Source organism: Flavonifractor sp. An52, from assembly GCF_002159385.1.
Taxonomy (GTDB): Bacteria; Bacillota; Clostridia; order Oscillospirales; family Oscillospiraceae; genus Flavonifractor; species Flavonifractor avicola.
The window spans coordinates 47547-71254 of sequence record NZ_NFIB01000013.1 but is presented as its reverse complement, the minus strand read 5'-3'; the positions used below and the strand labels follow the sequence as shown (position 1 = coordinate 71254).

The window sequence follows — 23708 nt, the reverse complement described above, 5'->3', positions numbered from 1 at the left end:
CGAAATTATAAGGGAGGGTTATTATGAACTCACCACGAATGCAACGCTTCGGAAGAATTCTGCTGGTCGTCTTTGCCTTGGCCTGTGTCCTGATGACGGTCGCCTGCGCAGAAGGCGAAGAGGTCCAGAGCAAATTCTTCGGCACCCCCTGGTCCCTGTTGCCGCCTGTTGTCGCAATTGTTCTGGCACTGATCACGAAGGAAGTCTACTCGTCCCTGTTCATCGGTATCGTGGTAGGTTTCCTGCTGCAGGCCGACTTCGATGTGGTGCTTACCATTGACCATCTGGTCAACGGATTTATTGGCAACATCGGCGGTAACGCAGGTATCCTCATCTTCCTGGTCATTCTGGGCACCATGGTGGCCCTGATGATCCGGGCCGGCGGCTCCAAGGCCTATGGCGACTGGGCCGTCAAGCACATCAAGACCAAATCCGGCGCTCTGTGGTCCACCTTCATCCTGGCCATCGTGCTGGGCGTGGACGACTACTTCAACAACCTGACCACCGGTAACGTGATGCGTCCCGTCGCCGATGGCCACCACATCTCCCGGGCCAAGCTGTCCTATATGTGCGACGCCACCGCCGCTCCCGTGTGTATCATGATGCCCGTCTCCTCCTGGGCCGCGGCTGTCACCGGCGTTATCAACAACGAGGAGCTGGGCTTCCAGATCTTCCTGCGGGCCATCCCCTACAACTACTATGCCATCCTTACCATGGTGTTTATCATCATGATGACCGCCCTGAATATCGACTACGGTCCCATGAAGAAGCATGAGGACAACGCCGCCAAGGGCGACCTGTATACCACCCCCGAGCGGCCCTATGCCGACACTGCCGAAATGAAGTTCAACCCCAACGGCATGGTGATTGACCTGGTGATCCCCGTGGTCATCCTCATCGTCTGCTGCGTGGGCGGCTTGCTTTATGCCGGCTGGCTGGGCGGCGGCGAGGGTATCTTGGATATGTTCGCCAACACCGATGCCTTCTTCGGCCTGCCCTTCGGCGCCACCATCGCTCTGGTCATCAATATGATCTACTTTGCTGTCCGCCGCTCCATGAAGTTTACCGAGTTGATGGACTGCCTGCCTGAAGGTTTCAAGCAGATGGTGCCTGCCATCCTGATCCTCTGCATGGCCTGGACCATCAGCGGCGTCACCCGGGATGGCCTGGGCGCCCCTGAGTTCGTGGCTGAGTTCGTGGAAACCCTTGGCCCCGGCCTGCATAACTTCCTGCCCGCCGTGGTCTTCCTCATTGCCTGCTTCCTGGGCTTCGCCACCGGCACCTCCTGGGGTACCTTCGGCATCCTGCTGCCCATCGTGCTGGAGATCTTCACCCCCGGCGGCTTCGACAACCTGACCGCCGAAACCCTGAACGAAGTGCCCATCCTGATGGTGGGCATCGGCGCCACTCTGGGCGGCGCGGTTATGGGCGACCACTGCTCTCCCATCTCCGACACCACCATTATGGCATCCACCGGTGCGCAGTGCTACCACCTGAATCACGTGGCTACCCAGATGCCTTACGCGGTCACCGTGGCCGCCATCGGCTTCGTCAACTACATTATCACCGGCCTGATTATCGATTATGTGCCTCAGGTCGTCTGCCTGCTCATTGCCGTGGCCTCCACTGTGGGCTTTATGCTGGTGGTAGGCAAGCTCAACCACTCCTTGAACCGTCACTCTCAGCGCGACTGAGCATGATGTCGGCAGACTAACTGAATCCGAAAAAATCACCCCCACCGTATGAGCGGCGGGGGTGATTTTTTGCTGCAAAAGACCAGAAAAACAAACCAAATAGGTTTAAAAGTGCAAACTGATGCGCGGTTCCGATCAAACACCCAAGAGGAAAGGATGTTTCTGCCCTTCAGAAAAGGATTTTATAGGAATAAAATGGAATAAAAAAGAAAAGTATATAGATTATATGCCCAAAAATACATACATCTTTCTGTGAGCCTCTACAAAAATATGCAAAATATCAAAAAAACATTGTCAATTTAATAACAATTTTGTTATGATACCTTTCGAGTCCTTGGGTTGGGGAGCTTTAGGATTCACCGATCTTATTAGGAGGGCTGATATGAATTCACCGCGTATCAAACGGTCTGGCAAGATTCTGCTGACCCTGTTTACCCTGATTTGCATCCTGGCAACGGCGGCTTTCGCCGAAGGCGATTCCACCGCTCAAATCGCGGCTTGGGGTACCATCGCATCCCTGCTGCCTCCCGTGGTAGCCATCATCCTGGCACTCATCACCAAGGAAGTGTATTCTTCTCTGTTCCTGGGCATCATCGTGGGCTGCCTGCTGTTCACCAACGGCAATCCCATTGACGCCATCCAGGATTTCGTGTCCCGCCTGTGCGGCAACGCCGGCGACAACATGGGTATCCTGATGTTCCTGGTCATCCTGGGCACCATGGTGGCCCTGATGATCCGGGCCGGCGGCTCCAAGGCCTACGGCGACTGGGCCGTCAAGCACATCAAGACGAAGTCGGGCGCTCTGTGGTCCACCTTCATCCTGGCCATCGTGCTGGGCGTGGACGACTACTTCAACAATCTGACTACCGGTAACGTGATGCGTCCCGTCACCGACGGCCACCACATCTCCCGGGCCAAGCTGTCCTATATGTGCGACGCCACTGCCGCTCCCGTGTGTATCATGATGCCCGTGTCCTCCTGGGCCGCGGCCGTCACCGGTATCATTGGCAACGACGAACTGGGCTTTCAGATTTTCCTGAAGGCCATTCCCTATAACTATTATGCCATTCTGACCCTGGTGTTTATCGTGGTTATGACCAGCCTGAACATCGACTACGGTCCCATGAAGAAGCACGAGGACAACGCCGCCAAGGGCGACCTGTACACCACCCCCGAGCGTCCTTTCGCCGGTGTGGAGGAAATGAAGTTCAATCCCAACGGAAAGGTCATCGACCTGGTGATCCCCGTGATCGTGCTGGTAGCCTGCTGCGTGGGCGCCATGATCTATGTGGGCTATCAGAGCGGCGGCACCGACCTTATCAGCGCTTTCGCCAACACCGATGCTTTCTCTGCTCTGCCTCTGGGTTCTCTGATTGCCCTGATCTTCACTATGATTTTCTTTATGGTGCGCCGCTCCATGAAGTTCACCGAACTGATGGACTGCCTGCCTGATGGCTTCAAGCAGATGGTGCCCGCCATCCTGATCCTCTGCCTGGCCTGGACCATCGGCGACGTGACCAAGGCTCTGGGCGCTCCCGACTTCGTGGCTGACATCGTCTCCGGCTTCGGCGACAGCCTGCACAACTTCCTGCCCGCCGTGGTGTTCATTATCGCCGCGTTCCTGGGCTTCGCTACCGGCACCTCCTGGGGTACCTTCACCATCCTGCTGCCCATCGTCATCCCGGTGTTCTCCGGCGGCGTGGCGGCTGCCGATCTAACTGCCGACCTGATCAACGGCAACGAGATGCTGATGATTGCCATCGCTGCCACTCTGGGCGGCGCGGTTATGGGCGACCACTGCTCTCCCATCTCCGATACCACCATCATGGCCTCCTCCGGTGCTCAGTGCTACCACCTGAATCACGTGGCCACTCAGCTGCCCTACGCGGTCACTGTGGCGGCGGTCTGCTTCGTCAACTATATCCTGGCTTCTTTCGTCCAGAACATGATCCTGAACCTGCTGATTGCTGTGGTTTCCATGGTGGTGGTGCTGGTCGTCATCGGCAAGGCCAACCACTCTATAAGTGTCCACTCTCAGCGCGACTGATTCCTTGCCAGTAGGCGGGAAGGAAGAAAAAAAGTCCGGCCCTCACAGAGGGCCGGACTTTTTGCTTACTTATCGGGTGATCCAGAAGAGATTGGAATCGGTGACAAAGTTGGGGACGCTGTAGAGGACCAGAGCCTGATCGATGCCGTTTTGCTGAATGTAGTCGGCAATGGACAGCTTGTAGTAACGCAGGTCGATCAGGTGGATCTCAGAGAAGTGGGGAGTCAGAAAGGGCACCAGGGAGTCGGCGTAGGAGTCCCGGATGATGAGCAGCTTAGGCTTGTCGGTATTGGGGGTCTTGACCACGCCAAGGGACTGGTTGCCGCCCAAAAACATAGAGTACTTGTCTTTGACGGAGAGGAAGGAGGTGTCGTACAGAGAGCGGGGCACCTCCACCTGATTGCCGGCGTTGTCATAGGTATAGCTGGTGACGGTAATACCGGTATCGGGCACATAGGTGGAGATGGTGTCGGGGCTCACCCAGCGCACGCCGGAGGAGGAGAATACCGTGCCGTAGAACTCAGTGGAGCGGATGGTCTCGGTGTAGGTGTCCAGGGGCACGGGAGTGAAGCCCAGGGCCTCTGCCAGGCCGGTGTAGCCGTAATAGGCGCCCAGGCTGGTCCAGTGGTGGTCAGTGCGGTAGAAGATGCTCTCATCCTTGTGCTCCCACAGGGGGCTGTACAGATCCGCCCAGGTGGCGCCGGGTACAGCCGCCTTGGCCTGGTCCAGCAGGTCGGTCTGGCTGGCATTGGGGGCCCCGTCGGGCAGCCGGCCGGCCCAGATGCAGGCCTGGGTGGGAATGAGAGAGAAAGTTACCGGGATATCCACATTTTCCACAAAGCTGTTCACATAATTTACATTCTCCGATACCTTGGCGGCGTCGGGCTGGTCAAGCCGGGTAATGAGGGTGTCCTGGTCGCAGAAATAGACATCGTTGTTCTCGTGCTTGCCCAGGATCCGCTCGCTGGAGGACTTCAGGGCAATCCACAGGTCCCGGCCCACAAACTGGTCGGTGGTGTAGGTCTCAAAGTCCTTCATGAACTGACCGCTCAACAAGCTGTCCACAGACAGCTTGGGCATCTGTTCCAGATTGCGGTTCTCCATTTCGGAGAACTCCCGGCTAGGAGTAGCGGCGTTGGCCACCAGGAACAGCCCGATAAAGGCACAGAACAGAGCGCTGATGAAGATGCAGTATTTTTTCGACATAATCAGAACCTCCAATCAGAAGCGGAAATAGAGGAAGGGATTGTAGGTGGCGTCCACCAGATAGGCGGTGGAAAGAATCAGACCGGCCAGCAACACCACCGGCAGCACCACTTTCATGGGCTTCTCCGGCAGCTTTTTCCACAGCTTGGTAGCCAGCGGAGTGGCGGCCACGGCGCCGATGATCAGCATGGGCAGGAAAGAGGTGAAGTAGTACGCCACGCTGGGGGAGGCCAGACCGGCTGGAGCAAAGCCAAACATGGCGGACAGGTAGGCGCCCATATGACCGAAATCCTCCACGGCAAAGATGGCCCAGCTGACCAGCACCAGGAACAGAGTGTAAATGTGCTGTACCACAGCGGGACACTTCTCCAGCAGCTTGCCCAGGAAGGCCTTCTCCAGAATGATGAGGGCGGCAAAGTAGAGGCCCCAGATCAGGAAATTCCAGCTGGCGCCGTGCCAGATGCCGGTGGCGGCCCAAACGACCAGCAGGTTGAAAAACAGCCGGGGCTTTTTCACCCGGTTGCCGCCCAGGGGGATATACAGGTACTCCCGGAACCAGGAGCCCAGGGAGATGTGCCACCGGCGCCAGAACTCGGTGACCGACTTGGAGATATAGGGGTAGTTGAAGTTCCGCAGGAACTCAAAGCCCAGCATCCGGCCCAGGCCCACGGCCATGTCGGAGTAGCCGGAGAAGTCAAAGTACAGCTGGAGGGAGAAGGCCACCACACCCAGCCAGGCGCCGGAGACGGTGAGCTGGTCGGTGGGCAGAGCCAGATAGACGTCCCACAGCTTGCCGATGTTGTTGGCCAGCAGCACCTTCTTGGCCAGACCCACCACAAACACCTGTACGCCGGAGGCAAACTGCTCCGGGGAGTGGGTGCGGTAGGTCATCTGGTCGGCCAGCTCTTTGTACTTGATAATGGGACCGGCAATGAGCTGGGGGAAGAGGGTAACGAAGGTACCGAAGCTGACAATGCTTTTCTGCACCTCCGCGTCTCCACGGTAGATGTCCACCGGGTAGGTCATGGTCTGGAAGGTGTAGAAGGAGATGCCGATGGGCAGCGTCAGGTTGAGCACCGGCATACCAACGCCGAAGTGCTGGAAGGTCGTGGCCACCAAATCCCAGTATTTAAAGAAAAACAGGATGGCCAGATTGAGGACCAGCGCCACCGCTACGGCGATCCGGGCGCCCTTGTCGTCGCCCTGCAATTTTCGCCGGGCCACGATCAGGCCGCAGAAGTAGTCCAGCACGATGGTGAAAATCATCAGCAGGATATACTTGGGTTCGCCCCAGCCGTAAAAGACCAGATTGACCACCAGCAGCCACAGGTTGCGCCATTTCAGAGGGGTAATGTAATAGACTAATAATACAATGGGTAGATATAGAAACAAGAAATACAAACTGGAAAAGACCAACTGCTCACCTTCTCTTTGTAGATTTCAGGAAAGACGCCCGGCAGGCTTGCCCTGCCGGGCGCTGAAATGATTATAATGGGTACGGCACCAGAGTGCAACTTCTATTCTACCCAAAAATGCGGATTATTTTGTGTAGCTGTTGAAAATGGTGACTGCGTCATCGGCGTACTCGCTGATGGCGAAGAGCACATAGTTGCCGTTGGTGACCAGCTTGTAGTTCTTCACCAGCTCATACTGCTCGGGCAGATACTGGGACCACTGGGCGTCCAGATCGGCCTGCCGCTTGGCAATACCGGCCTTCACGGTGTCCATCTTGCCGTCCTTCACCTCAGCGATAAAGAACTCGGTGGAGTGAACGCCCATCAGGGGCATCATGCACACATACTCCTCCAGGTCGGAGGCATTGATGCCGTACATGGCGAAGAGAGTGGCATCGTCCATGGCGGTCAGGTTGGGCAGGCTCAGCTTGGAGATGTCATTCCAGGTGGACTGGACGGCGCTGGTCTGGGGCTTGCTCTCCGGCGTGGGAGTGGGGTTCACCGTGGGCTTGGGGGTAGCGGTAGGCTTGGTGGTAGGCTTAGCAGTAGGCTGAGCAGAGGGCTCGGCGGAGGGCTCAGTGCTCTCCTCCACGGGAGCGGAGCTCTCGGGCAGAGCGTCGGGGCTCTCCTCGGTGACGGGGGCGGAGTCCTCGGGAGAGGGCATAACGCTCTCAGCCACGGGAGGGGTGGTGACGGTGTTGGGGGTCTCAGAAATGCCGTCGTTGCTGCCGCCGCCGCAGGCGGTCAGCATACCAAGGGTCAGCGTCCCGGCCAGAGCCAGGGCGAGAAAACGATGGTTCATAGGTGGATTCTCCTTTTCTGTTTTTTGTGATCGCTCTATTGGACGGCGGCGGCTGACAAAAAGTTCCCATGTTTCTGTAAAAAAACGCCCCCGCTCCGGCGGGGGCATTCGAGATTCCTTTCAGGCTGGGGCGGCGGGGGCGTCCATGGAATCCAGGGGCAGCACCAGCGTAAAGCGGGTGCCCACCCCCGGCCAGGACACCACCTCAAACCAGCCGCCGTGGCGGTCGGCGATCCACTTGGCAATGGACAGACCCAGCCCGGCGCCGCCGGTCTGCCGGGCCCGGCTCTCGTCGGTACGGTAGAAACGGTCAAAGATATGGGGCAGGCTTTGGGCGTCAATGCCCTGGCCCTGGTCGGCCACCGTCAGCCGGGCCAGGCCGTCCTTCCCCTGGACCGACAGGGTGATGCACCCCCCGGCGGGGGTGTATTTCAGTGCGTTGTCCACCAGGATGCGCAGGGCCTGCTTAATGAGCCCCTCGTCGGCCACCACCGGCACGGCACACAGCCATTTCCCCTCCAACTGATGGGTGTGGTCCAGCATCTGGGTCTCCCGCAGCACCTCGGCGGCCAGCTCGGACAGGTCGCACAGCTGGGGATGGAAGGGAACGGAGTCGTTGTCCCCCCGGGCCAGAAACAAAAGCTGTTCCACCAGCTGCTTCATGGAGTCAGCCTCCTGACGGATGGCATCGATGGCCTCCTGCCGGGTGGCAGGGTCGTCCTTGCCCCACCGGTCCAGCAGGCTGGCGTAGCCCTGGATCACGGCGATGGGGGTACGCAGCTCATGGCTGGCGTCGGAGACAAACCGGGTCTGGGAGCGGTAGGCCTCGTTGATCCGGTCCAGCATGGCGTTGATGGCCTGGGCCAGGGCTTTCAGCTCCTTTTGGGCGCCGGTCACCGGAATGCGCCGGTCCAGATGGCTGGCGTTGATTTCGTCCAGCTCTCCGGCCAGGGCCTGGAGCTCCTCCGGCGACATGGAGCCGCCCAGCCGGGTAGCTGCGGCGGCCAGATCCTGAATGGGCCGCAGGGTGCGGCGGATGGTGCCGGCGTTTTTGAACAGGTTGAGCACCAGGCTGACCAGCTGGCAGATCAGCACCACCCGCCCGGCAAAGACAAAGAGGGCGGCGGGGCGGGACAGATCCAGGGTGATAGCCAATTCCTGCCCCTGAACCTGGGTCACCAGGGTGTAGCTGGTGGGGCCGCCGGTGGAGAAAATCATCAGGGGAATGAGATGTACCGTTCCCGGATCAAACCAGCGCTGGTCCCCCTCAAGTGCCTGGGGGGAGGGAAGCCAGTGGGGGAGCAGGATACCGTTGGGGTCCCCTTCCGCTTCCGCTACGGAATAGCTGCCGGCGGACATCCATGCCGCGGCCTCCTCCGAGGGGGCGCCCTGCTCTTCCGCCAGAGCCTTCAGTTCCGCTGCCTGCCGGTCGGACCAGACAATGAGGCCGCCCCAGAACAACAGGATGAGCAGGATATCCAGCAGCAGATAGATCCCCAGCAGCCGGAAAAAGAGCCGGGCATTGAGCCGGGCCACGATGGAGGACTTGATGGGGCCGGTGGGCCGGGAAGTTCTGGCAGCCATGGCCTTAACCCCGGAGCCAGTTCAGCACTGGCTCCAGCTGGGGGGCGCTTACCCAGTCGGCGCCCCGTTTCATGGCCTCCAGGGCTTCACGGGACTGGGGATCGGTCTTTTTGGACAGAATGGCCTTCATCATGGCCATCATCATTTTATATTTTCCCCGGACTCGGGCGGGGGTATAGCCGCCCCGCAGATAGAAGAGAGGCAGTCCGTTACAGTGGTTGTCACCGGCCAGCTTGGCCGGATCGCACTCCGGCGCCATGCCCACAGCACAGACGGACTCCACCCGGAAGCGAGCGGCGGCCTTTTTCAGACCCTGGACCTTCCCGGCGCACAGCCAGCCCAAATAGAGTACCTGAGTCCCCTGGGGGAGCGTGCACGCCTTCAACTGGTGGAGGGGCAGGCCGGTCTGGTGGGAGAGCAGAGTGGCATACTGGGCGGTAAAGCCGGTGTTACTGGTATAGACGATGGCGGAAACCTTCATTCCAATCCCTCCCGAATGACATAGCCCACACCCCGGACGGTGTGGATCAGTTTAATGTGGAACGCTTCGTCCAGCTTAGTCCGCAGAAAGCGGATGTATACGTCCACGGTGTTGGTCTCGCCCATGAAGTCAAAGCCCCACACCTGCTCCAGCAGTTCCTCCCGGGAGAGGACCTTTTCCTTGTGCTCCAGCAGGCAGCGCAGCAGGTCAAACTCCCGGCGGGTGAGGGCCACGTTCTGGCCGTCCACGGCGACCAGATGCCGGTCCAGATCCATGACCAGAGGCCCGACAGACAGCCTGTTGTCCGGTTCGGTTCGAGCGGGCCGCTTCCGCAGGGCGGCCCGGATGCGGGCCAGCAGTTCCTCAGTGGCAAAGGGCTTGGTCACATAGTCATCCGCCCCCATGTCCAGGCCGGACACCTTGTCCACCACCGTGTCCCGGGCGGTGAGCATGATGACGGGCACCTGGCTCTCCCGGCGCAGGCGGCGGAGCACCTCCATGCCGGAGAGGGCGGGCAGCATGATGTCCAGCAGGATCAGGTCGAACCGCCCGGACAGAGCCAGCTCCAGTCCCCTCCGGCCGTCAAAGGCCTTTTCCACCTGGTAGCCCTCATAATTCAGCTCCAGCTCCACCATGCGGGCCAGCTTTTCTTCATCCTCTACCAGCAGGATGCGCTCCTCCATGGCCGTTCACCTCACTCTTTGGATTGCTTGCCGCGGGCGGCCTGTTCAGCCTGGGCCTTGGCCCGCCCCACCGCGTCGCTGACCGTGTCGGCGGCGTGGTTGACCGCCTGGCTCACCTCATTGCCGTCCAGATCGGGACCGGCAAACCGGTACCGGCAGCCCATAATGAGCCCTATAATAAGCAGGGGTACCGAGATCCAGAAGGCCAGCAGCACCAGAAGAATAAAAATCAGCAGCGGTATGGAGACGATGGGCTCTTCCCACCGCCATACCTCAAACCGGTTGGTGACGCAGCGCCGCAAGAAGCTGACAAAGGTCTCCCAGCCGCTTTGACCGGCGGCGGTTTCAGGCCGGGCGGGGCCCTCGTTGGGAGGGGGAGCGGCCTGCCCGCTGCCGGGCCGGGTGGAGTATCGGGCGCTCTGTCCGCCGTCCGAGCGGATCTTGCCCCGCTGCTCCAGCAGGATCAGAGCGGCCAGCAAATCGCCGCCCGTCTCCTCCAGCACCGCCCTGGCCTCCTCGTAGGACACATCGGCCCGTTTCCGCAGCTGTTCCACCAATTCCAATGTGACATCCATGGGAACACATCCTTTCAACAGTACCAGTATACCCCGGGGCCGGTAAAGAGGGTATTTAGGCTGTCTTAAAATCCCATTAAAACCGGCAACATTATACCAGCCCCGGCCTTTTGGCGCAAGCGGCGGCTTTACCGGGGGGAGAAACCATGTTATAATAAGCGCAAAAGCCGCAGGTGTGCGGCTGTGCATTTTATGCACCTGCCCTTTCTGCGGCGCGCAAGCCGGAGCGGCTTGCAGCCATGGTATAATGCCGTCAGAAGATACATACGGAAAGGAGGGGACGGACATGGGCTGGAAAAAGCGATTGCTTACCCTGCTGTGTGCGGCGGTACTGGTGCTGGGGCCGGGGCTGGTGAGCACCGCCAGGGCAGATACGGTGGAGATCTACCTGATGGCGGAGAACGACCAGATGCTTACCCTGCCGCTGGAGGCTATGCCCACCTGGATCGGCGGCTCCCTATACGTCCCCTATATCGCGTTTGACTGGACGGCCACCGGGGTCAACCTGGGGGTGTCCTACGGACAGATCCAGGGGGACAGTGGGAACAGCTTCATGCTGTACAGCCTCAGCGGTACCCTCACCTTTGACCTGAACGCCGGTACCTGCGTGGACCGGTCCGGCCAGCAGCTGGAGATGCGGGCTGTGTCCCGCAACGGCTGGATCTTTGTGCCGCTGGCGTCGGTGTGCTCCTACTTCGGCCTGCGCTACAGCTATACCCCCACCAATTACGGCACCCTGATCCGCATCACCAACGGACAGGAGCGGTTGGGCAGCGAGTTCATCCAGTATGCCCAGGACCCCATGCGCAGCCGATACAACGCCTATATGAAGCAGCTCTATCCCGATAACAATACCCCCCAGCCTTCTGTGCAGCCCACCCCCGCGCCAAGCCCCACTCCCAGTCCCGGGGAGGAGCCGGAGCGCGCACAGCTGACGGTGTATTTCGCCTTCCAGTGTACCGGAGGCGGCGGTGTGACCCAGATCCTGGACCAGTTGGATGGGGCGGGGGTGAAAGCCCTCTTCCTGTTCCGGCCTGAGGAGCTGGAGGCCAATGAGGAAAACCTCCGCCGTATCGTGGGCTCCGGCCACGCCGTGGGCCTGAGTGTGGAGGGGACCACTCTGAGCCAGGTGGAGGAGCAGCTGGATCAGGGCGAAGCCCTGCTGGACCGGCTGGTGCGGCTCAAGACCCACACCGTCTATCTGGAGCAGGCGGGACGGGATGTGTCCTCAGCGCTATCGGAGGAGGGCTGGGCCTGCTGGTCTCCCCAGCTGGATCAGACCGGGGATACCCGCTCAGCAGCCACCCGCAGCAATGCCCTGATGAACAGCTTTGACAGCCGTACCGGCTCGGTTCGGGTCATGCTGGATGACCGGCCCGGTACCGCCGATCTGCTGGACCGGCTGCTGCCACGGATGGAGCGGGAGGACTACCGGACCCGGCTGGCGCTGGAGACCTGGTTCTGAACCAAGGGGGCGGGCAGATGCCCGCCCCTTACCTTATATGTAATAATGTAGAGACAGGAGGAAACTGCCATGCGCAGCGTCTATCTGGACAACGGCGCCACGTCCTACCCCAAAGCCCCCGGTGTGGGGGAGGCCATGAGCGATTTTATCACCAACATCGGCTGCAATATCGCCCGGGGGGGCTATCAGCAGGCCTATGACGCCGCCGGCCGGGTGCTGGAGGTGCGGGAAAAACTCAATGCTCTGGTAAACGGCCCCGGCCCCCGCAATGTGGTCTTTACCTCCGGGGCCACCGCCGGCCTCAATCTGCTGCTCAAGGGTCTGCTCCGGCCGGGGGATAAGGTGCTCACCTCCCCCATGGAGCACAATGCGGTGCTTCGCCCCCTGGAGCAGCTGAAGAAGCAGGGCGTTGTGGTGGAGTACCTGCCCTGTACCCACCGGGGCGAACTGATCCTGGACGGACTGGCGGACAAGCTGACCCCCGACGTCCGGGCCGTCATGCTCTGTCACGGCTCCAACGTCTCGGGCACCCTCTTTCCTATTGATAAGGTGGGCCCCCTCTGCCGGGAGCGGGGGATCTTCTTCCTGGTGGATGGGGCCCAGACCCTGGGGGCCATCCCGGTGGATATGGCTTCCATGTGCATCGACGGCCTGGCCTTCCCCGGCCATAAGGGCCTGCTGGGGCCCCAGGGCATCGGCGGGGTGGTGGTGACCGACGCTCTGGCGGCGGAGCTGGACCCGCTGCTCTCCGGCGGCACCGGCAGTATGTCGGAATCTCTGGAGATGCCCGCGTTCCTGCCCGACCGCTTTGAGGCGGGCACCCTCAACCTGCCCGGCATCTTTGGTTTGGGTGCGGCCCTGGACTATCTGGAGCAGGAGGGGGAGACCCTCCGCGTCCGGGAGCACAGGCTGGCGGGACACCTGTGGGCCCGGCTTATGGAGCTGGAGGAGGACGGCATCCGGGTGCTGGGTACCGACGACCCCGCCAACCGCACCGGGGTGGTGTCCATTGACTTTCTGAAGGCGGACAATGGGGAAATGGCCTTCCGGCTGGAGCAGGAGTACGGCATCCAGACCCGCTGCGGCCTTCACTGTGCCCCGGTGGCCCACCAGACCCTGGGTACCTTCCCCCAGGGGGCGGTCCGCTTCTCCGTGGGCCCCTTTACCACCTTTGAAGAGATCGACTACGTCCAGGGAGCGGTATATGAGCTGCTGCTGGACTAACCCGCACCCCGTTCCTTTCCTCCGCCGGTACAGCCTGGCCGGAAGATTACGCTTGTGTTACAAAACCGTCAGGGGTGTTGACGGAACGGATTTGATGGATTATCATTATGCCAGACTCATGGAGAGGATGTCCCCTCCTCATGGTCAAATAAAATAAGGAGGAATTCCAAATGAGAAACCTCAAGCGTGTTCTCAGCCTGGGTCTGGCTTCCGTTATGCTCATGGGCATGATGGTCGTGGGCGCCGGCGCTGCGAGCAAGGATTTCACCGATGCGGATGAAATCAAGAATGTTGAGGCTGTCGACGTTATGGTCGCTCTGGGCGTGCTTCAGGGCGGCGATAAGGGCGACTTCCAGCCCAACTCCATCCTGACCCGTGAGCAGGCTGCTAAGATCATCTGCTACATGCTCCTGGGCACCGAGAACGCTGAGAAGCTGGCTGCCAGCGGCGCCATCTTCTCCGACGTGGCTGCCGACCGCTGGTCCGCTCCCTACATCGGCTACTGCGTGAACCTGGGCATCCTGGCCGGCGACGGTGCTGGCCACTTCTTCCCCGAGGGCAAGCTGACTGGCGCTGCCTTCGCCAAGATGCTGCTGGTTGCTCTGGGCTACGATCCCAAGATCGAGAACTACACCGGCAACTCCTGGACCATCAACGTGGCTTCCGACGCCATCGAGGCTGGCATCTCCCCCAAGGGTATGGTGCTGACCAACGAGCTGTCCCGTCAGGACGCCGCTCAGATGGCCTTCCAGACTCTGACCGCTGACATGGTCAAGTACGACAACAAGGGCATCGACATCGACTTCGGCACCGGCAGCGGTTCCGTCAGCGTGGGCGCCTCCACTGCTGAGGTTGTCCCTCAGGGCAGCTACGATGACAACATGAACGCTGATAACCTGCAGTTTGCTGAGAAGTACTTTGCCGATCTGAAGCTCATCGACACTGCCAGCACCATCGACAAGTATGGCCGTCCCGCTCATGCTTGGAAGAATGACAAGGATACCGTCGGTACCTATGCTGACAAGGCTGACGCTGTTTACACTGAGGACTTCGATAAGGCTGAGATCGCCAAGGACTACAACTTCGTCACTTCCGGCGACAATGCCACTCAGTTCTACAACAACGGTGTGATCGACGCTTCTCTGAACGCTGACGTTCTCACCAGCCGCGACTATAAGGGCACCGTGATCGAGCTGTACGCCGACAAGAACGACAACCTGACTCAGGTTGTTCTGGTTCAGGCTTACGCTGCTGAGGTCACCACTCTGACCAAGACCACCATCACCCTGAAGGTCTACAATCCCTGGCACGCCAGCAAGTATATCTCCGTTTCCTTCAAGGACGACACCGACAAGAAGGACGATACCTTCGACACCCTGACCGCTTCCTATGAGAAGGGCGACTACCTGCTGACCTACTTCAAGGGCTCCGATGTCAACGCTGCCAACTTCATCGAGGCTACCGACATTGATTCCTTTGATGCCACTGTCACCACCAAGAAGATTACTTCTGTTTCTGACGGCTACAATGGCTACTTCACCGTTGACGGCACCAAGTACACCCTGGCTTCCGCTTACAACGAGGTTGCCATCAACGCTGGCAGCGCCTACACCTTCTACACTGACGACAACGGCTACGTGATCGCCGCTGTTGCCGATACCGAGAAGGCTGCTACCATTGATGATGTGTACTACATCGCCAAGGTTTGGAAGAACACCGAAGCCAGCTATGGCGGCAGCGTTTACACCCAGTTTGCCCAGGTGGTTGCTCTGGACGGCACCGTTCAGGAAGTCGAGCTGGAGAGCAAGAACAATGGTCAGGCTCCCTATGACGCCGATGCTGTTGCCGGCAAGCTGGTCACCCTGTCCGACAAGGCTGTGAAGTCTGGCGACACCGTGGTCTGCAAGGCCAACAACGACAAGTTCAACGTCACCGAGTGGGCTCCCACCGAGGATTGGACCAAGGTTCCCAACGTGACCGGCACCTTCACCAAGGACGCCACCCGCATCACTGTTGGCGGCGAGACCTATCGTCTGAACAGCGACACCAAGTATGTGATGATCAGCGAGTCCGGTAAGGACCTGGCTGCCACCGTCAAGACTGGCGGCATCGCTTACACCGTGAAGACTTCCGGCACTCCCGACGTTGCCTACTTCATCACCGCTGAGGATTCCAGCGTTGTGAAGTATGTGGTGATCGGCTCTGCCAGCGAGATCTCTGAGGGCCAGACCTACAGCAAGGACACTGTGTACCTGGCTGATATCGATGCTTACGAAGAGGGCGACGGCTACTATGCCCGTAAGGTCTACTTCGCTGATGGCACCGAGGAGACCTGGCAGCTGGATTCCAACGCCTACGGCGCTGGCTTCTACACCTACGACAAGAACAGCGACGGCTACTACACCCTGAAGGATGCCAACGCCATGTCCACCAGCGTCACTGGCGTGTGGGATGAGCAGGAGGGTGTTGTCACCGGTAACTTCAAGTCCCTGTTCGAGAACCTGCTGACCATCGACGGTGTCCAGACTGGCAACCGTACCATCGAGGACATCAAGATCGGCGATGCTGTGGTGGTTGACGTTCACGATACCGATGCGGCTGGCAACTACGATGCTACCGTGTCCTCCATCGATGAGCTGAACTCCCTGAAGAAGGACAACGTCATTACCAATGCTGTTCTGACCATGAATGTGTCTAAGGACGGCGCTGTGGTGATCTTCATCACTGACATTGACGCCGCTCCCTAACGGATCAGCATTATCCAAACACTGAAGAAGGGTCCTGCCTCTGGCAGGACCCTTCTTTTTATCCGATTATAATATACTGATAGGTCTGACCGCTCTTGTTGAACTGATAAAAGGGACCGTCGCTGTGTGAGTCAGTATAGTACCAGGATACCGCGCTGTCACTCCAGGTCAATACATTAGAACCATTAGAGGTATCGTCCGGCATAAATTCTGCTGCCTGCCGGAACAAAAAGTAATATTCGGGTGTAGAATTAAAATTGTGGCAGGTAGATACATCCAACAAGACGATCTGGGCCGGGAACGGCAGCTGAATGGTATTGGGATGAGATTTACCGTATTCCCCTGTACCTGCATAGCTTCCGGTAGCGATCCGGCAGTTTCCTTTGTCCTCCAACGCAGCATCGATCTTCTCCAAATCCTCATTAAAATCTGTCCGCAGAAATGCGTCCCCCGGTTCCCACTGGTGAAGCTGATAATGTTCCGTATAGTTTGCCATGCACATTCCTCCTTGTTTTTGCTTGGACCGTTATGATCCATAAACAGCGCCAGATGGCGATCTGTTGCACAGGCAAAAAACAACTGGCAGACTGCCGGCAAGGAGTGCCCTTGCGGAGCGTCTGGCTATTGGCATGGGACGCAAAATATGTTATCATTTCCTGTAAGGCTGTCCCGGGAACGGGACCGGATATGGAGTGGAATGATCAGTCGGAGCGGGCTGTGCTCACAGGAAGGGGAGGCCCGCTTCGGCCGGGAGAAAGGTGGAACCATGGCAGACTGGACAAGAGAACCTTTCGGCGTCACCGCCGGGGGCAAGGAAGTGGAACAGTGGACCGCTCAGGCGGGCAGCTATACGGCCAAGATCCTCACCTATGGCGGCATCCTCCGCAGCTTTATGGTGGAGGACAGAGACGTGGTGCTGGGGTGCGACACGCTGGCCGACTATGAGAAGCAGGACAAATACTTCGGCGCCCTGGTGGGCCGGGTGGCCAACCGCATCGGCGGCGCCTCCTTTGACCTGAACGGGGTCCATTACCCCCTGGCCGCCAACAACGGCCCCAACTGCCTCCATGGCGGCGTTCACGGCTTTCATGAGGCCGTGTGGGAGGCGGCGGTCCGGGAGGGCAGGCTGGTGCTCTCCCACACCAGCCCCGACGGGGAGGAGGGCTTCCCCGGCACCCTGGAGGTGCGGGTGAGCTACGACCTCACCGCCGACGGCGTACTCTCCCTGGACTACTGGGCCAAGAGCGACAAGGATACCCTGTGTAACCTGACCAACCACAGCTACTTCAATTTGATGGGCCACAACTTTGGGTCCCTGGAGGGCCAGCGGGTCCAGGTGTATGCCAGCGCCATCACCGAAAACGACGCCGACAGCACCCCCACCGGGTCCCTGCTGGCGGTGGAGGGCACTCCCTTTGACCTCCGTTTCCCCCGGGCGTTCCTGCAGGGGCTGGCCATGCAGCATCCCCAGCTGACGGTGGGCAACGGCTACGACCACAACTTCGTGCTGCGGACCCAGCCCAATGCCCCTCTGGGGCTGGCGGCCCGGGTGATGGGCGGCGGGCTGTGCCTGGAGTGCTACACCACCCAGTGCGGCCTCCAGCTCTACACCGCCAACTATCTGGACGGCGTGCCCGGCAAGGATGGGGCGGTGTACGGGCCCCGGTCGGCCTTCTGCCTGGAGACCCAGGGCTGGCCCGACGCCATCCACCACCAGGGCTTCCCCAGCCCCATCCTGCGGGCGGGGGAGGAGTACCGCCACACCACCACCTACCGGCTGGCTACCATATAAGCCGGGCGAACGCAAGCAAAGAGCCGGCCTGCCCCATTGGCAGGCCGGCTCTTTTGCGCTTTAAGATGAGACCGAATCCAGCAGATCTTCCCGCTCCCGCTTTAGAGAAGCCTGCTGGTCGTTCAGGTCCTGGGAGGCGGCCTCCAGATCCCGGAGTGCGGCGGTCAGCTTCATGTGGACCTCCGATACCCCCTCCTGGGCCTTTTTGATGCTGGACTGGACGTACCAGTCGGAGAAAATGCCGTCAAAGAAGTAATCGGCAAAGGTGGCAAACTCCCCGATCTGGATGCTGGGCACCTGGAGCTGACTCACATCGGCCAGCTCGGTGCGGAAGTCGCTCAGGGCCCGCTGAGCCGCCCGGATGCTGGACTGGGCGCTGTCCAGCCGGTCGTACTTGGCCATGGTGGCGATCAGTCCGCCACCCAGCATATCCCAGGTGCCCCAGCTGCGGGCGCTGTCCAGATCGTCCTGGACCTGGCCCAGCAGCCGCTTGGCGTTCTCGCCGGCGGAGAGTGCCTCCTGCACCTCCTTTTGCTGGTGGGTCACGCCGGACAGCTGCCGGTCCAGCTCCACCAGCCGGGCCCCTGTCTGGCCGCCCATGGTCTTCACCAGCTCCGCCTTCTCCGTCCACAGTGCCTCCAGCTGCTCAGGGGCGTCCCGCAGGCCGTCCCGCTCCCGGATCAGGCCGTTGAGCTTGTTCTCCAGATATTCCAGGTCCGACCTGGCCTGGTCGTACTGGAGTTTGGCGGCCAGAGCCTCCCGGCGCTCCTTGTCCAGCCGCTCCTCCTTATGACCAATCAGGGTAAGGAGAAAGGCGTGCACGCCGCTCTTCTCCAGCTTGTCCACGTCGTCCTGCTCCTTGCGGAAGCTTTGGGCGGTCTCGTCCACTTTGGCCTGCCGCTCTCCACGCTGGCGGTGGAGCTCCTCGATCTGGGCATCCAGCTGCTTGCGGCGGGCCTGGGCGGCGGTCAGGGCATCGATGGCCTGGTCGATCTCATAAAGGCGTTGGTTCATAACATCTCTCCCCCTTCTTTCCCCTTGATTTTACACACAACGACGGGGGAAAGCAAGGAGATACCCTGGACTTGCGGTCCAAAACCGGGTAAAATATTGATTACAAGCCCGCTGCAAAGGAGAACACTATGGATACCATCATTCAGATCCTGGCCAGGGAACTGGGCCAGAAGGAGACATACATTCAGAACGTGGTGAACCTCATCGACGAGGGCAACACCATTCCCTTTATCGCCCGCTACCGCAAGGAGCTCCACGGCGCCATGGACGACACCACCCTGCGCACCCTGGCCGACCGGCTGCAATACCTGCGGAACCTGGACAAGCGGCGGGAGGAGGTCAAGGGAGCCATTGAGGCTCAGGGCAAGCTGACGGAGGAACTCTCCGCCGCCATTGACTCCGCCGCCACCCTGGCGGAGGTGGAGGACCTGTACCGCCCCTACAAGCAGAAGCGGCGCACCCGGGCCACCATGGCAAAGGAGAAGGGGCTGGAGCCCCTGGCCGATCTGCTCTTCGCTCAGGCCATGGACGGCCCTGTGCCGGAAGAAGCTGCCGCCGGGTATGTTGACCCGGAGAAGGGCGTGGAGACGGTACAGGACGCCCTCCAGGGCGCCAACGACATCATTGCAGAGCGGATCTCCGACGACGCCGACATCCGCAAGATGCTGCGGGAGCTGGTGTGGAAGAAGGGCTATCTGGTGTCCGCTGCCGCCGCCAAGGACCCGGAGGACACGGTGTACCGGCTGTACTATGAATTCCGATCTCCCATCCACCGGCTGCAGGGTCACCAGGTGCTGGCCATCAACCGGGGCGAGCGGGAAGAGGTGCTGAAGGTAAACGTGGAGATGGACCGGGAGGGAGCCCTCATCCCCATCCGGCGGCGGGTGCTCAACCCCGGCGCCCCCGCCATGGCCTTTGTGCGCGCCGCCGCCGAGGACGCCTACGACCGGCTTATCTTCCCCTCGGTGGAGCGGGAGATGCGCAACCTGCTCACCGAACAGGCCGACGAGGGAGCCATCAAAATGTTCGGCCTCAACCTGAAGCCCCTGCTGATGCAGCCGCCGGTGAAGGGCTTTGTCACCATGGGCCTGGACCCGGGCTACCGCAACGGCTGCAAGGTGGCGGTGGTGGACGCCACAGGCAAGGTGCTGGACACGGCGGTGGTCTATCCCACCTTCAATGAAAAGAAGAAGCAAGAGGCCATTGACATCCTGTCCAGGCTCATCCGCAAGCACGGTGTGGCCCACATCGCCATCGGCAACGGCACCGCCAGCCGGGAGACCGAGCAGATGGCAGTAGAGATGATCCGCAAGCTGGGGGGCGGGGTGAGCTATATGATCGTCAACGAGGCGGGCGCATCGGTATATTCCGCCTCCAAGCTGGCCGCCGAGGAGTTCCCCGACTACGACGTGAATCTGCGCTCCGCCGTGTCCATCGCCCGGCGGCTCCAGGACCCCCTGGCCGAGCTGGTGAAGATCGATCCCAAGTCCATCGGCGTGGGCCAGTACCAGCACGATATGCCCCAGGCCCGGCTGGACGAGACCCTGGGCGGCGTGGTGGAGGACTGCGTCAATGCGGTGGGCGTGGACCTGAACACCGCTTCGGCTCCTCTGCTGGCCTATGTGGCGGGCCTCAATAACACCACCGCCAAGAACATCGTCAAGTACCGGGAGGAGAATGGCGCCTTTACCACCCGGAAGGGGGTACTCAAGGTGCCCAAGCTGGGCCCCAAGGCCTTTGAGCAGTGCGCCGGCTTTTTGCGGGTGCCGGAGAGCAAGAACGTGCTGGACCACACCGGCGTCCACCCGGAGAGCTATGAGGCGGCCCAGAAGCTGCTGGAGCTGTGCGGCTACACCCTGAAGGATGTGGGGGCCGGGAACATCGCTGACCTGGACCAGCGGGTGCAGGCCTATGGCCGGGAGAAGGCGGCCCAGGACTGCAGCGTGGGCCTGCCCACCCTGGATGACATCGTGAAGGAGCTGCTCAAGCCGGGCCGGGACCCCCGTGACGAGCTGCCCAAGCCCATTCTGCGCACCGACGTGATGGAGATGAAGGACCTGAAGCCGGGGATGGAGCTCACCGGCACGGTGCGCAACGTTATCGACTTTGGTGTGTTTGTGGACATCGGCGTCCACCAGGACGGACTGGTCCACATCTCCCAGCTGTCCAACCGCCGGGTGCGCCACCCCAGCGAGGTGTGCGCCGTGGGGGACATCGTCACCGTCTGGGTGCTGGAGGTGGATGAGAAAAAGAAGCGCATCTCTCTCACCATGAAAAAGCCCAAGGAGGGAGCGGTATGATCCTCAGCTTTGACCAGGTGGGGGACCTGCTGGACGAAATGGCGGAGGAATTCCCGGAGGAGTTCTATCAGGACCTGAACGGGGGCATCTCCCTGCTGCCCGAGGCGGTGGAGGACCCGGCAGGGGAGGACCTCTACATCATGGGGGAGTACTGCAACGACATGATGGGGCGGTATATCAACCTCTACTACGGCTCCTTTGCCGCCCTGGCGGAGCAGGAGAACTGGACCGAGGAGGACTGGGAGGACGAGCTGTACACCACCCTGTCCCACGAATTTACCCACCATGTGGAGGGCCTGGCCGGAGAGCGGGGCCTGGAGATCAAGGATGAGCTGGAACTGGAGCAGTACCGGCGGGAGCAATAAGAAAAGGGCCTGTTGCAAAATGTGCAGCTCGTACAAAGACCCGTCATTCCGAGAAAAACGGCCGCCCACCGGGCGGCCGTTTTTCGTGGGAATCCGCCCCTTTTGCCGGGGAAACGGATTGCCACGCCAGTGTGCGCACTGGCTCGCAATGACAGGTTTGTGCAAAACAGCTATTTTGCAACAGGCCCTTTTGTAGATACGCTATCCTCTTATTTTTGTTGGTTTTCGCGTTGAATGAGGAAGCGGATGCTCAATGCTACACCGCATCCATACCCTAAAATAACGATCAGATAAATGGCCGTGCAGCTGCGTAATTGGGGGAAAAGCAACAGCAATAAATTACATACCACCGCAATCACTTGCGCAAGGAGCAGGATATAATTGATGGCTTTCTTCATGCCTCTATACCCCCTTTTTCTGCTCAGCCGTGCTGAGGCACCACGGCAAAGAAGACTAGGTCCTCAGTGCCGTCGTTGATCAGGGTATGGGAGTGGCCCTGAGGACAGTAGTGGCAGTCGCCGGGGCCCAGACGCTCCTCCACGCCGTCGCAGATGGCTTTTCCGGTGCCGGAAAGGATGTACATGACCTCGCTGTTGCCGATGTGGGTGTGCAGGCCGATGGAGGCGCCGGGCTCCAGACGGTTCACCATGATGCGGTTGACACAGTCGTCCACAAACCGGCTGTAGGTGGTCTTTTCGCCCCCCTTGAACTGAGGCATGGGGGTCTCTTCCATCTGGGAAAAACAGAGTTTCATAGGGGTATCCTCCTTACAGAATCACACCGTAACGGGCCGCCAGCTCCTGCAGGCCCTCCTGCAGCTCCTGCCGGTCAAAGCCGGCCTGGTCCAGCTGGTCGTCGGTGAGGGTGTTGGCGCGGGCATAGAAGTCCACTGCCACCTCCAGGTAGCGCAGGTCGTCCCAGTCGCTCTCCTGAAAGAGCAGATCTTCTCCGCCGCCCACATCGCCGGCGGCCAGCCGCTCCACCAGTCGGAGATGGAGGGCATCCAGCGCTGCGTCCTCCTCCGCACCGGTGGGCAGATAGTCGGCGGAGTCCTTCTTCAAAACCAGCTTGGCCAGGGAACGGGCCAGCCCGTCCACCTGCCGCAGCATCCAGTCGTCTGTCAGCATGGTATCGCTCCTTTGTTATAATTCCCGCACCAGTTTGACGGCTATGCCCACGATGCGGGCCAACCCCTGCTCGAAGTCCCGCAGGGGAATGATTTTGGGCTCATAGCAGGGATTTTCCGGCTGAAGGATTACCATACCCTTCTGGCAGCGGAACCGCTTCAGGGTGGCGTCCTCGCCGTCCACCAGACAGGCCACGATCTGACCGTTCTCCGCCGTGGATTGCCGCCGGATGAGCACCAGGTCGCCGTCCCTGATACCGGCGTTGATCATGCTGTCGCCGGCCACCCGAAGATAAAAGTGCTCCTCTGGGTCAGACACGTCGGCGGCAGCGTAGCCCTCGATCTGTTGACTGGCCAAAATAGGGGTGCCCGCCCGGATGACACCGAGTATGGGTACCACCGGCTCCCGGCGAGCAGGGCAGGGGGGCTGGCGGGGGACGTTGAAACCCTGCAGCCACAGCGGGTCCACCCCAAGGGAGCGGGCAATGGCGGCGGCGGTGCCGATTTTGGGCTCACGCTGGCCCAGGACATAGCGGTTCAGAGTCTGGGGATTCATATTCAGCCGGTCCCCCAGCTGTTCATAGCTGAGGCCGGACTCTTCCATCAGGCTGCGCAGACGGGCGCCGAAGGTGCTCTCCTGCTCCATACCATGTTCCCTCCTGTCCAATTTGTGGGTCTATTCTATCACATTTTATCACCAAACGCAATATACTTCGACAAAAAATGATTGACTTTTATCTCCGTTTGGTGTTATTATGGCTATGTGATGGAACGAAAGTTCCATATTTGGATAAGTTCATCACCAATCGGAGATTTATTTCGGAGAGGGGAGAAACGCAGGGGAAGAAAAAAGCCCCGCCGTCCGGCGAGGGATCCGATTGGGGAGGAAAATAAAAAATGCCCCGCCTTCTGGCGAGACATTTTTGGTGGAGGAGGGTGGATTCGAACCACCGAAGCGAATCGCAACAGATTTACAGTCTGCCCCCTTTGGCCACTCGGGAACTCCTCCATATGAACTTGTTGGAGCTGGTGGACGGACTCGAACCCCCGACCGGTTGATTACAAATCAACTGCTCTACCAACTGAGCTACACCAGCAGACCAGCTCGTCCACAGCGAATGTTATTTTATCAGGGAGAGGAGGATTTGT

General features: G+C 60.1%; 21 protein-coding genes and 2 tRNA genes. 8 read left to right on the top strand and 15 right to left on the bottom strand.

Translation table 11 applies throughout. The features are described 5' to 3' along the window. The first annotated feature begins 23 nt into the window (after positions 1–23). Positions 24–1694 (top strand): Na+/H+ antiporter NhaC family protein, encoded by a 1671-nt coding sequence (locus tag B5G06_RS07025; protein ID WP_087188375.1) that lies wholly within the window; start codon positions 24–26, stop codon positions 1692–1694. A 382-nt stretch (positions 1695–2076) separates the two neighbouring features. Continuing rightward, on the top strand, positions 2077–3741 hold the full coding sequence (locus B5G06_RS07020; protein WP_087188374.1) for a Na+/H+ antiporter NhaC family protein: 1665 nt from the start codon (positions 2077–2079) through the stop codon (positions 3739–3741). Between the two features lie 69 nt (positions 3742–3810). Here B5G06_RS07020 and B5G06_RS07015 read toward each other — a convergent pair whose 3' ends face one another. The 7 genes from B5G06_RS07015 to B5G06_RS06985 all read right to left on the bottom strand — a co-directional run bounded on the left by B5G06_RS07015 (position 3811) and on the right by B5G06_RS06985 (position 10526). Continuing rightward, the gene (locus B5G06_RS07015; RefSeq protein WP_087188373.1) at positions 3811–4947 is read right to left on the bottom strand and encodes a DHHW family protein; all 1137 of its coding nucleotides are present in this window, start codon (positions 4945–4947) and stop codon (positions 3811–3813) included. Between the two features lie 15 nt (positions 4948–4962). Next, the gene (locus tag B5G06_RS07010; RefSeq protein WP_087188372.1) at positions 4963–6363 is read right to left on the bottom strand and encodes an MBOAT family O-acyltransferase; all 1401 of its coding nucleotides are present in this window, start codon (positions 6361–6363) and stop codon (positions 4963–4965) included. Between the two features lie 123 nt (positions 6364–6486). After that, complete coding sequence (locus B5G06_RS07005; RefSeq protein ID WP_158094672.1) at positions 6487–7203, bottom strand: DUF4358 domain-containing protein; 717 nt, start codon at positions 7201–7203, stop codon at positions 6487–6489. 120 nt (positions 7204–7323) lie between these two features. After that, complete coding sequence (locus tag B5G06_RS07000; RefSeq protein ID WP_087188370.1) at positions 7324–8787, bottom strand: sensor histidine kinase; 1464 nt, start codon at positions 8785–8787, stop codon at positions 7324–7326. 4 nt (positions 8788–8791) lie between these two features. Further along, positions 8792–9268: a hypothetical protein gene (locus B5G06_RS14030; protein WP_087188369.1), complete on the bottom strand. Its 477-nt coding sequence runs from the start codon at positions 9266–9268 to the stop codon at positions 8792–8794. Beyond that, positions 9265–9951, bottom strand: coding sequence for a response regulator transcription factor (locus B5G06_RS06990; protein WP_087188368.1), 687 nt, complete (start codon positions 9949–9951; stop codon positions 9265–9267). The genes B5G06_RS14030 and B5G06_RS06990 overlap by 4 nt, the downstream gene beginning before the upstream one ends. An 11-nt stretch (positions 9952–9962) precedes the next feature. Continuing rightward, on the bottom strand, positions 9963–10526 hold the full coding sequence (locus B5G06_RS06985) for a hypothetical protein (RefSeq protein ID WP_087188367.1): 564 nt from the start codon (positions 10524–10526) through the stop codon (positions 9963–9965). Positions 10527–10812: 286 nt separating this feature from the next. Here B5G06_RS06985 and B5G06_RS06980 point away from each other — a divergent pair, with 286 nt between their 5' ends. The 3 genes from B5G06_RS06980 to B5G06_RS06970 all read left to right on the top strand — a co-directional run bounded on the left by B5G06_RS06980 (position 10813) and on the right by B5G06_RS06970 (position 15962). Next, a complete protein-coding gene (locus tag B5G06_RS06980; protein ID WP_087188366.1) occupies positions 10813–11991 on the top strand; it encodes a hypothetical protein in 1179 nt (392 codons plus the stop codon). Positions 11992–12060: 69 nt separating this feature from the next. Beyond that, positions 12061–13215, top strand: coding sequence for an aminotransferase class V-fold PLP-dependent enzyme (locus B5G06_RS06975; protein WP_087188365.1), 1155 nt, complete (start codon positions 12061–12063; stop codon positions 13213–13215). 170 nt (positions 13216–13385) lie between these two features. After that, positions 13386–15962, top strand: a complete 2577-nt coding sequence (locus B5G06_RS06970) for an S-layer homology domain-containing protein (RefSeq protein WP_087188364.1) — start codon at positions 13386–13388, stop codon at positions 15960–15962. Positions 15963–16020: 58 nt separating this feature from the next. Here B5G06_RS06970 and B5G06_RS06965 read toward each other — a convergent pair whose 3' ends face one another. Continuing rightward, positions 16021–16458 (bottom strand): hypothetical protein, encoded by a 438-nt coding sequence (locus B5G06_RS06965; RefSeq protein ID WP_087188363.1) that lies wholly within the window; start codon positions 16456–16458, stop codon positions 16021–16023. A gap of 201 nt (positions 16459–16659) precedes the next feature. Between B5G06_RS06965 and B5G06_RS06960 the strand changes: the two genes are divergently transcribed. After that, positions 16660–17754 carry an aldose epimerase family protein gene (locus B5G06_RS06960; RefSeq protein WP_204220761.1) on the top strand — a complete coding sequence of 365 codons (1095 nt, stop codon included), beginning with the start codon at positions 16660–16662 and terminating at the stop codon, positions 17752–17754. Between the two features lie 60 nt (positions 17755–17814). Here the strand turns inward: B5G06_RS06960 and B5G06_RS06955 are convergent, their stop codons facing one another. Further along, positions 17815–18768 carry a hypothetical protein gene (locus tag B5G06_RS06955; RefSeq protein WP_087188361.1) on the bottom strand — a complete coding sequence of 318 codons (954 nt, stop codon included), beginning with the start codon at positions 18766–18768 and terminating at the stop codon, positions 17815–17817. 128 nt (positions 18769–18896) lie between these two features. On the opposite strand from B5G06_RS06955, the gene B5G06_RS06950 reads away from it, so the two are divergent. Further along, positions 18897–21068, top strand: coding sequence for a Tex family protein (locus B5G06_RS06950; RefSeq protein ID WP_087188360.1), 2172 nt, complete (start codon positions 18897–18899; stop codon positions 21066–21068). Next, complete coding sequence (locus B5G06_RS06945) at positions 21065–21433, top strand: metallopeptidase family protein (RefSeq protein ID WP_087188359.1); 369 nt, start codon at positions 21065–21067, stop codon at positions 21431–21433. The genes B5G06_RS06950 and B5G06_RS06945 overlap by 4 nt, the downstream gene beginning before the upstream one ends. Before the next feature lie 209 nt (positions 21434–21642). On the opposite strand, the gene B5G06_RS06940 is transcribed toward B5G06_RS06945, so the two are convergent. From B5G06_RS06940 to B5G06_RS06915, 6 genes are all read right to left on the bottom strand, one after another. Further along, the gene (locus B5G06_RS06940) at positions 21643–21831 is read right to left on the bottom strand and encodes a hypothetical protein (RefSeq protein WP_087188358.1); all 189 of its coding nucleotides are present in this window, start codon (positions 21829–21831) and stop codon (positions 21643–21645) included. Between the two features lie 23 nt (positions 21832–21854). Next, complete coding sequence (locus tag B5G06_RS06935) at positions 21855–22187, bottom strand: cupin domain-containing protein (RefSeq protein ID WP_087188357.1); 333 nt, start codon at positions 22185–22187, stop codon at positions 21855–21857. A gap of 13 nt (positions 22188–22200) precedes the next feature. Further along, positions 22201–22560 carry a DUF6483 family protein gene (locus B5G06_RS06930; protein ID WP_087188356.1) on the bottom strand — a complete coding sequence of 120 codons (360 nt, stop codon included), beginning with the start codon at positions 22558–22560 and terminating at the stop codon, positions 22201–22203. A gap of 15 nt (positions 22561–22575) precedes the next feature. Beyond that, a complete protein-coding gene (locus B5G06_RS06925; protein ID WP_087188355.1) occupies positions 22576–23205 on the bottom strand; it encodes a LexA family protein in 630 nt (209 codons plus the stop codon). Between the two features lie 278 nt (positions 23206–23483). Beyond that, positions 23484–23568, bottom strand: a tRNA-Tyr gene (locus B5G06_RS06920). Positions 23569–23580: 12 nt separating this feature from the next. After that, positions 23581–23656: transfer RNA gene (locus B5G06_RS06915), tRNA-Thr, on the bottom strand. Positions 23657–23708 lie beyond the last annotated feature (52 nt).

Coding starts and splice junctions, on each gene's coding strand:
- B5G06_RS07000 (WP_087188370.1), bottom strand. CDS start 8,787: ATGGCTGCCAGAACTTCCCGGCCCACCGGCCCCATCAAGTCCTCCATC.
- B5G06_RS06985 (WP_087188367.1), bottom strand. CDS start 10,526: ATGGATGTCACATTGGAATTGGTGGAACAGCTGCGGAAACGGGCCGAT.
- B5G06_RS06925 (WP_087188355.1), bottom strand. CDS start 23,205: ATGGAGCAGGAGAGCACCTTCGGCGCCCGTCTGCGCAGCCTGATGGAA.
- B5G06_RS06935 (WP_087188357.1), bottom strand. CDS start 22,187: ATGAAACTCTGTTTTTCCCAGATGGAAGAGACCCCCATGCCTCAGTTC.
- B5G06_RS06940 (WP_087188358.1), bottom strand. CDS start 21,831: ATGAAGAAAGCCATCAATTATATCCTGCTCCTTGCGCAAGTGATTGCG.
- B5G06_RS06980 (WP_087188366.1), top strand. CDS start 10,813: ATGGGCTGGAAAAAGCGATTGCTTACCCTGCTGTGTGCGGCGGTACTG.
- B5G06_RS07015 (WP_087188373.1), bottom strand. CDS start 4,947: ATGTCGAAAAAATACTGCATCTTCATCAGCGCTCTGTTCTGTGCCTTT.
- B5G06_RS06945 (WP_087188359.1), top strand. CDS start 21,065: ATGATCCTCAGCTTTGACCAGGTGGGGGACCTGCTGGACGAAATGGCG.
- B5G06_RS06990 (WP_087188368.1), bottom strand. CDS start 9,951: ATGGAGGAGCGCATCCTGCTGGTAGAGGATGAAGAAAAGCTGGCCCGC.
- B5G06_RS06960 (WP_204220761.1), top strand. CDS start 16,660: ATGATCAGTCGGAGCGGGCTGTGCTCACAGGAAGGGGAGGCCCGCTTC.
- B5G06_RS06965 (WP_087188363.1), bottom strand. CDS start 16,458: ATGGCAAACTATACGGAACATTATCAGCTTCACCAGTGGGAACCGGGG.
- B5G06_RS07005 (WP_158094672.1), bottom strand. CDS start 7,203: ATGAACCATCGTTTTCTCGCCCTGGCTCTGGCCGGGACGCTGACCCTT.
- B5G06_RS06930 (WP_087188356.1), bottom strand. CDS start 22,560: ATGCTGACAGACGACTGGATGCTGCGGCAGGTGGACGGGCTGGCCCGT.
- B5G06_RS07025 (WP_087188375.1), top strand. CDS start 24: ATGAACTCACCACGAATGCAACGCTTCGGAAGAATTCTGCTGGTCGTC.
- B5G06_RS06955 (WP_087188361.1), bottom strand. CDS start 18,768: ATGAACCAACGCCTTTATGAGATCGACCAGGCCATCGATGCCCTGACC.
- B5G06_RS06975 (WP_087188365.1), top strand. CDS start 12,061: ATGCGCAGCGTCTATCTGGACAACGGCGCCACGTCCTACCCCAAAGCC.
- B5G06_RS07020 (WP_087188374.1), top strand. CDS start 2,077: ATGAATTCACCGCGTATCAAACGGTCTGGCAAGATTCTGCTGACCCTG.
- B5G06_RS06950 (WP_087188360.1), top strand. CDS start 18,897: ATGGATACCATCATTCAGATCCTGGCCAGGGAACTGGGCCAGAAGGAG.
- B5G06_RS06970 (WP_087188364.1), top strand. CDS start 13,386: ATGAGAAACCTCAAGCGTGTTCTCAGCCTGGGTCTGGCTTCCGTTATG.
- B5G06_RS14030 (WP_087188369.1), bottom strand. CDS start 9,268: ATGAAGGTTTCCGCCATCGTCTATACCAGTAACACCGGCTTTACCGCC.